Source organism: Kitasatospora sp. P5_F3, assembly GCF_054049135.1.
On the sequence record NZ_JBFUMY010000126.1, the window covers coordinates 1 to 7,847 of the forward strand.

General features: G+C 69.8%; 8 protein-coding genes and 2 pseudogenes. 4 read left to right on the forward strand and 6 right to left on the reverse strand.

Features of this window, described 5'->3' with window-relative positions; genetic code table 11:
- Positions 1-578: pseudogene (locus ACXJMZ_RS35370) on the reverse strand (ISL3 family transposase); the annotation flags it as partial.
- A gap of 240 nt (positions 579-818) precedes the next feature.
- Complete coding sequence (locus tag ACXJMZ_RS35375) at positions 819-1,469, reverse strand: hypothetical protein (RefSeq protein WP_457034116.1); 651 nt, start codon at positions 1,467-1,469, stop codon at positions 819-821.
- 141 nt (positions 1,470-1,610) lie between these two features.
- On the opposite strand from ACXJMZ_RS35375, the gene ACXJMZ_RS35380 reads away from it, so the two are divergent.
- From ACXJMZ_RS35380 to ACXJMZ_RS35390, 3 genes are all read left to right on the forward strand, one after another.
- On the forward strand, positions 1,611-2,318 hold the full coding sequence (locus ACXJMZ_RS35380; RefSeq protein WP_457034117.1) for a hypothetical protein: 708 nt from the start codon (positions 1,611-1,613) through the stop codon (positions 2,316-2,318).
- Between the two features lie 242 nt (positions 2,319-2,560).
- Positions 2,561-2,866 carry a DUF7489 domain-containing protein gene (locus tag ACXJMZ_RS35385; protein ID WP_457034118.1) on the forward strand — a complete coding sequence of 102 codons (306 nt, stop codon included), beginning with the start codon at positions 2,561-2,563 and terminating at the stop codon, positions 2,864-2,866.
- Between the two features lie 94 nt (positions 2,867-2,960).
- Positions 2,961-3,350, forward strand: a complete 390-nt coding sequence (locus tag ACXJMZ_RS35390; protein WP_457034119.1) for a hypothetical protein — start codon at positions 2,961-2,963, stop codon at positions 3,348-3,350.
- Positions 3,351-3,671: 321 nt separating this feature from the next.
- Here the strand turns inward: ACXJMZ_RS35390 and ACXJMZ_RS35395 are convergent, their stop codons facing one another.
- From ACXJMZ_RS35395 to ACXJMZ_RS35410, 4 genes are all read right to left on the reverse strand, one after another.
- Positions 3,672-5,507 carry a Helicase associated domain protein gene (locus tag ACXJMZ_RS35395; protein ID WP_457034120.1) on the reverse strand — a complete coding sequence of 612 codons (1,836 nt, stop codon included), beginning with the start codon at positions 5,505-5,507 and terminating at the stop codon, positions 3,672-3,674.
- A gap of 94 nt (positions 5,508-5,601) precedes the next feature.
- On the reverse strand, positions 5,602-6,147 hold the full coding sequence (locus ACXJMZ_RS35400; RefSeq protein ID WP_457034121.1) for an SMI1/KNR4 family protein: 546 nt from the start codon (positions 6,145-6,147) through the stop codon (positions 5,602-5,604).
- 237 nt (positions 6,148-6,384) lie between these two features.
- The gene (locus ACXJMZ_RS35405; protein WP_457034122.1) at positions 6,385-6,750 is read right to left on the reverse strand and encodes a hypothetical protein; all 366 of its coding nucleotides are present in this window, start codon (positions 6,748-6,750) and stop codon (positions 6,385-6,387) included.
- Between the two features lie 200 nt (positions 6,751-6,950).
- Positions 6,951-7,214: a hypothetical protein gene (locus ACXJMZ_RS35410; protein ID WP_457034123.1), complete on the reverse strand. Its 264-nt coding sequence runs from the start codon at positions 7,212-7,214 to the stop codon at positions 6,951-6,953.
- A gap of 403 nt (positions 7,215-7,617) precedes the next feature.
- Here ACXJMZ_RS35410 and ACXJMZ_RS35415 point away from each other — a divergent pair.
- Positions 7,618-7,847, forward strand: a pseudogene (locus ACXJMZ_RS35415) (NF041680 family putative transposase); the annotation flags it as partial.

The window sequence follows — 7,847 nt, forward strand, 5'->3', positions numbered from 1 at the left end:
TCGCCGAGCTCCGCCTGGACCCCAAGACAGTCCGCAAGTTCATGCGCGCGGCCACCCCCGAGGAGCTGATCGGTTCCGGGCCGACCGGCGGCCGGCAGACCAGCCTGGACGGCCACGCCGCCTACCTGATCGCCCGGTTCAACGAGGGCGTCGGCGGATCGTTCGGGCAGGACATCGACGGGGCAGCGGCCTTCGATGTCGATCAGGACGGTGCCGTAGTGGTGGCCCTTGCGCAGGGCGAAGTCGTCGACGCCGAGCACGCGCACTTGCCCGGCCTGCGGGTCCGGCAGGGCTCGGACCAGGCGGATCAGGGCATCGCGGCCGATCCCGACCGCCAGGTGCTCGGCCAGCCGGGCCCCGGCCCGGCCGCCCAGCGCGAGCGCGACAGCCTCACGGACCTTCCGCAGCGGCAACGTGCAGCGGCCATAACGGAACGTCAGGCCCGGTATCTGCTCCGCGAAAGTCCGCTTCCCGCACTCGGCGGCATCGCAGAAGAACCGGCGGACCCGCAGGTGCAGGACCAGCTCCCGCCCACTGACCGCCGTGTCGCCGACCCGCCGCTCGTAGCCGCTGTGCACGCGCCCGGACCAGCTGCCGCAGCCCGGACACTCCGCCTTCGGCGTCCGACCTCGGGCGTGGACCCGTACGGACCGGCCGACCGATCGGATCAAGTCCACCTGCAGCAGCGCGAACTGGGGACACAAGACGGCCAGGAGTTCAGTGACAGACACCCGTCATGATCGCCAACCGGCCAGACCTGCGGGCGGGTTTCACGGAACTCGCACCGGAGCTGTCGGACCCGCCATGTCCGTTGACACTCAACCTAGTAGGGCCGCTGCCAGTCGCCCCAAGCCGGCAACCGGCCTGCTGGTGGGCCAGCTCTGCGCGAAACCCGGGTAGAACCACTGCCGGCCAATCCATTCGCATTCCGGTATCGGCCCTTCCCAGTCGTCGGGGCACCGCTCTTCCCAGCCTCGACCCACCATCACCGGCCGGGTCACCGCATTGCCCGCGACCTCCTGCACCCGCAGGACCAGGCCAATGCCGACGGCTCCTGGATTGCCCCGCGGACCGTAGGACACACCGAGCACCCCGCACTCGGAAGCATGCAGAAGGAACTGCTCCAGATCCGCCGGGACGCAGGCCGTCAACTCCCTTCCCCAGAGTGTGACCTGGGGCCCGAAGGCCGCGTCGACCGCGACACAGAACAGCCGGCCGCTGATGAAGTAGCCGTACACAGCAGGCTCTGCAGGCTCCGTGCCGAACGCAACGCCCAGGGTGTTCGGTTCCGACGGTCCGGCCTGGAACCGGCGCAGCTCGCTCATGCCCGGCAGTACTGCGGTGACCTCGGTGATCGGCATGCCGAACCGCAGCGGCCCGACGCCATCCAGGGGCATCAGCTCCCAGTCCGCCCGCGTCCGCCTCGCCACAGCATCCCGGTGCTCTGCCGCCGCCATCTGTCCGCCCATCCCCGCCCCCACAGCGAGCCACCCCGGTTCCGGCACCCGCTCACCCTGGGATTACACCAGGTTCAAGATCGTTCACGGAACTCGCGCCAGAGCCAGGTGGCGGACCTGGCGCGCGACGCCTGCGGCGCTACCTGGTGGACGATGCCCACCCACAACGCGGACGGCGACGGCTGGCACGAGTACGACGACGCCGTGCCGGTCGTCGCCACCACGTTGGAGCTCCTGGCCGAGCACGGCCCGCTCGGCCCCGTCTGGTGGCGCTACGGCCGCGCCGGACGGCACTGTCTGCTGGACGCGCTGGAGAGCCCGCACACCCGCGAGGCGTACGGCGAGCGCCAGAAGGCGAGGGAGAAGAAGGCGAAGCAGGCCCACCGCGAGCTGATGGAGACCCTGGCCTGCGCCGACAGTGGGAACGTTCCCCACCAGGAGAGCACCACGGAGTACGGCTTGAAGGGAGCGCAGAAGTGGACTCGCCGCCCGGGTGGCCGCTGCTGGTCCTGCCACCAGAAGAACCGACGGCGCATCGAGGATGAGCTGGAGGCCAAGGCCCAGGCGCAGCTCGAGGCGGCCCGCGAAGCCAACGCGAAGCTGCGCCGGTGCTGGACGTGCGAGGGCTCGATCGGCGGGAAGGAGGGCTCGCTGCTGGAGCTGACGGAGGAGGCCGGCCCGAACCGGCTGGAGTGCCCGCAGTGCGTCAGCGACCGGGAGGACCAGGAGCTGGGTCCGCTGGTGCTGCCGCTGCCCACCCGGCGCGAGCTGCTGGCCGCCCGGGTCTCGGCCCCGGCCGACCCGTGGTGGAAGCTGCGGGTGCAGCACGCCAAGCTCTACCCTGCCAAGGACCGCCGCTGAGCGCCCACATCGCTCCTGTCGCGGGGGCTGTCGCACTCCCTGTCGCACCGGGCGTTGTCGCGCCCGGTGACCTGCACCAACACCGGCCCATCCGCACCCCTTTATTCGCTCGCCCGGAGAAGGGCGCTCACGCAGCCGCGGCGGTCTCAATTCCGTTGCTGCGCAAGCTTTCTGGGCCGATGCCCGCATGAGCGGTACGCTGCCGTGAACAGGCTGCGCTGTCGCCAACGCGGGGGGCACACATGAGGTACCTCATTCTCCTGGTCCTCGTCGCCGGCCCGATCGTCCTCGTCCTAGTGGCGCTTTCCGACCGGCGGAGAAGGTCGTACAACGACTCCTACGCCGGGCAGGTCATCGAGCGTTGGACCACTACAGGGATCGGTACCTACGGCCCGACCACCAGCCACAGGATGCGAATCCGCACCGACAACGGACACGAGCTCACGGTCCACGTGGACGGCGTGACATACAACAAGCTCAGCACCGGCGACCGGGTCATGAAGACACCCGCCACCCGGCGGCCCGTACGGCGGAAGCGGGCGCCTTGATCACCCGGGCCAGGCCAGACCGGGCAGACAAGGCCCAGATGCGGTCCGCCGGATTTCCGGGCGGTCAGGCCGTCATGCTAACTAGGATTGGCCCATGACTAGTCGACGTCAGCTGATACTTCGTCTGTCACTGCCCCTGCCTCTGCTGTTGGCGTCCATGCTCTCCCTGGAGGCCTGCAGCTCGACGCCCTCCAAGGCCACGGTGGCGGCGCGCGAGTTTGCCAAGTCCGCCTGTGCCTCCCTGCAGCAGCTGACCGACCAACTTGCCCGCCCCCGGCCGTCAAATCTGACCGACCCCTACTACCAGACCGCCGAGCAGTACCTGAACACGGCGATCAACCGCGCTGCCGACGCGGCTCAACAGGACCACGGTTACCAGGAGTTCGCCGACACTCTGCACCGGGCGGCCGAGATCTGGCAGGTCTCCTTCACGGTGGACGAGGCCGAGCCGCTGATCCAGCAGGCGCGGAAGGAGAAGTGCTGACGCTCTCGACGTGAACCTAGTCGGGTGCAGATCTTCTGGGTGTGCCTGTTCGTCCTGGCTGACCTGCCGGGTGCCCAGCCCGCTAGGCCGAACCCCTGGTGCTTGGATCACTCCTTCGAGCAGGAGTTCACCAGAGGCTGTGACCAGCGGGAATGTGCGGCATACGAAACCTCCACGGCCCACCTCGAGCAGTCCTGCGCCCGCAAGTGGTGCTCGGGCACCTGCCGGCAAAGAGCGGTCCTCCGGCGACTCCCTCCTACTGCCCGTCGAGGAACCGCCCCCTCTGTGCTGGCGCCTGGTACCGCCCCTCGCCCCGGTCTTCTACTGCCAGCGGATGCCCAGCTCGGTGAGGCGGGCGGCGCGCTCGGCCGGGATGGTGGCCCGCCGGAGGCGGCTGTTGGCGATGAACAGGCCGAGGCTGACCTCCACCACGGTGCCGTCGTCCAGCAGCAGTGGTTCCTTGTGCTTCCGTGGCACGTTGAGGTGGCCTTCCCGTTCCCGGTATTGGGTGGCGGCGGCGAGGTTGCGCCGTTCTTTCTCCGCGTGGGGCACCTTCGCGGGCGGGAGCTCCTCGGCGGGCATCGGCTCCAGACCGAGGACGTGCTCGACGAGCCACTGCTGGGCGGGGCCGAGCTTGTCCCAGCCGGTCCGCTGCGCCCGGGCCCACCCGGTGAGGTCCTCGCCCTGGACGACGGCGGCTCCCGGGTCGCCCGCGAGCGTGCCGCCGGCCTTGGTGTGCTGCCAGGCGAGGGCGAAGCAGCGTTGCCACTCGACAGGCCAGGTGGGGCACCAGGCCGGGTCGATCTCGTCCAGGGCGGCCTTCCGTTCGGCTGTGAGCGCCCCGGCCCAGTCGAGACCGGTCTCCCCGGTCTCCGCCCGCCGTTCCAGGGCTTCGGTCCTGCGCTGGGCGGTGCGGAGGTTCTTGAGGATGGTCCCGACCGGGCGGCCGTTCCAGACGGCTTCGTTGGGCGGGCAGGCGTGCCCGTGTTCGGCGGCGTATCCGGCGACCGCAGTGAGGTTGTCGGTGAAGGCGCTGTCGAATGCCGACCAGACCATGCCGACCGCGTCCAGCTCGGCGATCCGCTCGGTGTCCAGGACTCCGGCGGCCTTGTAGCGGCGCTGGTCGGCCACCCAGGAGCCGAGCCGGTGTCCGGACGGCGCGGCGTAGGCGTAGGCGACCTTCACGTCCCCGAACGCCTTCTTGTAGGCGAGCAGCTCCTCCAGTCCGCGCCGGAACTCTTCGCGTTCCGGCCCCAGCACCCGGGTGCGGACGAACGCCGCGATGACCGCCGGATCCCGCTGGGTGGAGAACTGGAGCAGCTGCTCCCCGGCCTCGCCGGAGCGGCGCTCGTCCGGGTCACCAGCGTGCCGGGGTTCCCGGGCCGGCCGGGTCTCGGACTGCGGCAGCGCGAGGCGCTCGACGGCGGCCGCGTCGTGCGACCGCAGGGCCATCAGCAGCTTGGCCAGCCCGTCGAACGCCTTCGAGCTCAGCAGCTCCGTGCCGCTCTCCCCAGGGCCCAGGATGACCGGCACCACGATCGTGGCGACCTTCCCGCTGCCCGGCTTCATCCGCAGCGCCCGCCCGACGGCCTGGACCAGGTCGACCATCGACCCGCGCACGTCCGCGAAGAAGACGCTGTCGCAGTCGAACGTGTCGACGCCCTCGGACAAGACCTTCACCGAGGCCAGGACGTACCGCAGCAGCCGCAGCCCGTCGTCAGCCAGGAGTGAGGAGAAGTCCCCGAGCGTCTTCCGCCGCTCCCGGGCCGTGTGCTCGGACTCCAGCCAGCTCGTCCCGATCAGCTCCGGGTCCGGGTGCAGTGCTGAGTCCTGCTCGCGCAGCACCTTCGCCACGTCCCGCAGGCCGGTGCTCAAGGCCCGGGCCTCCGCCACGAAGTGGTGGAAGCTCAGCACCCGGGCGAGGTCCCACTCGGCGGCGGCGGTCAGCATGGCGGTCTGCAAGGCCGCCAGGCGGGCGCCCCGGTACTCGACCGATCGCTCGTCCGCACCGCGCTGCACCAGGCCCTGGAGCACCGGATCGGCCACGTCCACGCACACGATCGGGAGCAGCCCGGCCCGGCCGGCCCCGTCGACCAGGACCCCGTCGACCAGGATCAGGCCGCAGTTGTCCGCCTCCGGTGGGAGCCACCAGTTCACGAGCGGCGAGCCGATGCCTGCTGCGGCCCGCCAGCTCGCTGGCGGGCCGGCTATGTGGCGAGATCCCGTCCACCGGGACGGCCGACGGAGACTGCTATTTGTTACGCCAGTTGACGAAGGACACCTCGTCCCGCAGGACAATGTTGATCTTCCCCTGTCGAAACGCCGCGTCGCCCAGGAGCCTGCGAAGGAACTCGGCCATCCCAAGAGGGAACAACTGCATATTGTCGGTACCCCTCCCATACATGAGGACCGGCCATCGGTCCGGGTCCTCGTCCGTGGTCACCCAGCAGTAGATGTCCGCGCCCGACGTCGCACCCCACGCCACGATGGACTCGGGAGCCACGTCGAAGTCGGCCTCGTCGCGGCACATCTCCCAGGCCTCGCGGGCGATCTCCGTCTCGTCCTGCAAGCCCGGGCCTGCCGTGTAGGGATACCCGTCGACGCGCAGTGACGGCAGCAGGATGCTGATTCCGTCGCTGATCACCCCCGACCCATACACCTCCATGAAACGGACGTAGTCCGAGGGGAACCGGGTTCCCCAGGCCGCCTCGACCTCGCCCCAGTCGACCCGCTCATCGACCCCGTCAGTCACCGGCATGAGCTCAGCAAGTGCCGCCACCGCGTCCGTCCCGCGCATGTCCCACCCTTCGTCCCCCCGCCCGCACTGCAGGGCGTGTCGTATCCGAGGGCCCAACCTACGAGGACCGGGTTCTGCAGTGGATCTCCGGGGCCGCCGTCTCCGGTGAGGGACTCCAACTGGAGCCACCTCCGGAGGGCTTGTCCACGTGCGGGTGTGCCTTTGCGCGCTACTTGGCCAAACGGTGCACGGTAGTTGGCCTGGCCGGCTGTCCCGCTCCGACCAGCTGTCAGCGGCTCACCGGACCTGGTCGATGGACGGCAGGGAGGTCGGCATGTCGTCCGTGACCCAGGCGTACTCCAGGGCCGACAGGGCCGTGCCTCCCTCGGCCCAGACCAGCAGTTCGCCGATGTACTCGCCGGAGCGGTCGTAGACGTTGGCACCGGCCGGCAGCAGCGTGGACGGCGCGGCAGAATGCTGCTCCAGTCCGCGCACCCGGAGGTCGACGCTCACCGACCCGGTTCCCCAGGTGGCCACCACCTCGGTGTGGTCCAGCTGGCTGCGCAGTGCGGGGGCGCCGGCGAAGTCGGCTTCCAGGAGGTGTTCCAGCACGGCTCGCTCGGAGTCGTTGAGGGGGCGAGGTTCGATGGGCACGGCAGACATGGGCCCATCCTCGCGGTTCGCCGCCGTCCCGGCTGCCCCGGCGCAACCCGGCAGCACCTGGCCAACACGGCTGAACAGCCTGGCCAACTAGCCCGCAACGATGGCCACCTACCATGCAAAGGCACAGTCGAACGGGGTTCCTCCCAGGTTGTCCCGCACGTTGGACCGACGCTCTCGGGCGCTCGCGACGTTTCAGCAGGTCAGCGCATTTTGGCGCAGGCTGGCTGGTCGGGGAGTGACATGTACATAATTGGTCCGCCGCTGACGGACAGCATTGAGATCTGGTGTTGGCCGCCTGTGCCGTAGCCGATGTCGGTGAGCTTGACGCACAGCGCGTGGGCTTCGTCGGGTGTGGTGTCCTCGGTGATGTTGACGGTCAGGGAGCGGCCCTGGACCAGGGTGCCGTCGGCATCGGGCGGGGCGTTGAGGAGGTTGCCGTCGGCGACGTGGGGGAGGCAGCGCACGTCGTCCGGGAGGCCTTCCGTGGTGCCACCGTACGCACTGAAGGTGGGCTTCGGGGAGGCGCATCCTGGGGCCGGCGCGGTCGGGGCGCTGCCCGATATGGGCGGGCTGACGCCTGGATTAGAGGGTGCGGCCCGGTCCGCGGTGTCCGGGGTGCACCCGGCAAGCACCAGCCCTGCCAGTCCTGCTGCAATCACTGTCGCGCAGGCAATCCGGCACTGCCGGTGGCGGTCATGCACCACCTGCTGGACCTCGCCTGGGCACGCTGACCTTAGGCGAGCGGCTGATGCATGGCCTGCAGGGCGATCAGCCCGCCGTCCAGCGAGAGGTATCCGACCACTTCGGCCAGCAACACCAAGGCCGTCAGGCCGACGCAGCGTCACAAGATCAGCGACAGAGCCGACTTTCCTGCGCAGATTCGACCTCGAGCACACGTTTCGCCTGCTCAAAGGCACCCTCGGTTGGACCGCGCCGCACTTTCGCGCTCCGGACACCGCCGACCTGTGGACCTGGCTGGTCATCGTCGCCCACACCCAGCTCCGCCTGGCCCGCCCGCTGGCCGCCGACCTACGCCGCCCCTGGGAACGCCCCCTGTCCACAACGAAGTTGACTCCAGCTCGAGTCCGCCGTGGGTT

What these genes read in the sequence shown, in the direction of transcription:
- ACXJMZ_RS35400 (WP_457034121.1), bottom strand. Translation starts at nt 6,147, where the DNA reads ATGCGCGGGACGGACGCGGTGGCGGCACTTGCTGAGCTCATGCCGGTG.
- ACXJMZ_RS35380 (WP_457034117.1), top strand. Translation starts at nt 1,611, where the DNA reads ATGCCCACCCACAACGCGGACGGCGACGGCTGGCACGAGTACGACGAC.
- ACXJMZ_RS35375 (WP_457034116.1), bottom strand. Translation starts at nt 1,469, where the DNA reads ATGGGCGGACAGATGGCGGCGGCAGAGCACCGGGATGCTGTGGCGAGG.
- ACXJMZ_RS35385 (WP_457034118.1), top strand. Translation starts at nt 2,561, where the DNA reads ATGAGGTACCTCATTCTCCTGGTCCTCGTCGCCGGCCCGATCGTCCTC.
- ACXJMZ_RS35405 (WP_457034122.1), bottom strand. Translation starts at nt 6,750, where the DNA reads ATGTCTGCCGTGCCCATCGAACCTCGCCCCCTCAACGACTCCGAGCGA.
- ACXJMZ_RS35390 (WP_457034119.1), top strand. Translation starts at nt 2,961, where the DNA reads ATGACTAGTCGACGTCAGCTGATACTTCGTCTGTCACTGCCCCTGCCT.